Source organism: Rhodococcus sp. IEGM 1379 (assembly GCF_030056815.1).
Taxonomy (GTDB): Bacteria; Actinomycetota; Actinomycetes; order Mycobacteriales; family Mycobacteriaceae; genus Rhodococcus_F.
Genome location: NZ_JASHKR010000192.1, coordinates 1 through 724, shown reverse-complemented (window position 1 = coordinate 724; position 724 = coordinate 1). Strand labels below are relative to the sequence as shown.

Annotated in this window: 1 protein-coding gene; it reads left to right on the top strand. The window is 56.8% G+C overall.

The genetic code is table 11. From position 1 onward, the window contains the following. The first annotated feature begins 41 nt into the window (after positions 1-41). The gene (locus QM600_RS29465) at positions 42-596 is read left to right on the top strand and encodes an ATP-binding domain-containing protein (RefSeq protein ID WP_283265316.1); all 555 of its coding nucleotides are present in this window, start codon (positions 42-44) and stop codon (positions 594-596) included. Positions 597-724: the final 128 nt, after the last annotated feature.

The following is a 724-nucleotide window of genomic DNA, read 5'->3' as shown; positions in this document are numbered from 1 at the left end:
CATACGCGGCCTGAAACTATCAACCCCACAAGTCAACCGAAGTGGGGGCAGTCCCAAGCGTCACCTGGCGTGCATCGACATACAAAGTCGGTGACCCCATCCTCTTCAACGAGAGAGAGCGGTTCCGAGGCGTCATCTACAACAACCTCAAAGGCAAAATTGTCGGAATCGAGAGCTTCCGTGGCCACGTCCAATTCGATATCGACGTCGATCGCCCGATCAGCGCTTTCGACGTAATCGGTACAGACCTCGAATGGGTCAGAGACTCAGTCGTGCGTTTCAATGTCTACGACCTCGACACGAGCGACGACGACTCCTTAATCACGGCTGTCCCCTTCCAAGTGGCGTACGCGGTGTCGATCCACAAAGCACAGGGCCTCGAATACGACTCGGTCAAAATCGTCATTACCGACGCCAACGAGGACAACTTCTCGCACAGCATCTTCTACACGGCCATCACGCGGGCACGAGAGCGCCTCCAAATCTTCTGGACCCCTGAGACGCAGCAAGCCGTCCTCACTCAGCTCCAACACCGCGTCAATTCGAAAGACGTCAAGCTGCTCACCAAACGCCGCGCACTAACCCCCGTCAAGTAGCTCACACCGACAGCAAAGCCCCGCCAACAATCTGTTGGCGGGGCAAAAAGTACTCGCCCAATCGACCAGCCATCGGGGCTGCCCCCACATCGGTTGACTCCTGAACTGTGAGGATCCCTCGCAGTGAA